This is a genomic window from Nocardioides sp. Root190 (assembly GCF_001428565.1).
In the GTDB taxonomy this organism is placed as follows: Bacteria; Actinomycetota; Actinomycetes; order Propionibacteriales; family Nocardioidaceae; genus Nocardioides.
Window position 1 is genome coordinate 17,476 of the sequence record NZ_LMIA01000004.1, and the last position, 369, is coordinate 17,844.

General features: G+C 73.7%; 2 protein-coding genes. One reads left to right on the forward strand and one right to left on the reverse strand.

What is annotated here, in order from left to right; translation table 11 throughout:
* A partial coding sequence (locus ASE01_RS25180) for a hypothetical protein (RefSeq protein WP_235535859.1) occupies positions 1-195 on the reverse strand: 195 nt, incomplete at its 3' end.
* On the opposite strand from ASE01_RS25180, the gene ASE01_RS25550 reads away from it, so the two are divergent.
* A partial coding sequence (locus ASE01_RS25550) for a DUF222 domain-containing protein (protein ID WP_414858524.1) occupies positions 104-369 on the forward strand: 266 nt, incomplete at its 3' end. The two genes, ASE01_RS25180 and ASE01_RS25550, sit on opposite strands and share 92 nt — an antisense overlap.

A 369-nucleotide genomic window follows, 5' to 3' on the forward strand; every position in this document is an offset into this window, starting at 1 on the left:
GGCCGCGTACCAGTGGGCGCTGTTGCACCACCCCGACAGGTCGGCGTCGGTCTCGAGGCGGGTCCGGGACCGTGCAATCCCGGCGGGTGCGGCCGGGACGCCGTTGGTCACGGAGTACGCCGCCTCAGCGTTCGCCGCCCGGATCCAGACGTCTCCGTACGGGGCGAGGAAGCTGATCGCGGACGCCGTGGACATCCACCACCGCCTCCCCAGGTTGGCTGCGGGCTTGAAGGCTGGGACCACCCGGGCCGGGCACGCCCGCCGCGTCGCTGAAGCGACCCGGGAGCTCACCGAGGCCCAGGCCGCGTGGGTCGATGGCGAGGTCCACGAGATCGCCGACGGGCGCCTGGCGTGGTCCCGGTTCCTTGC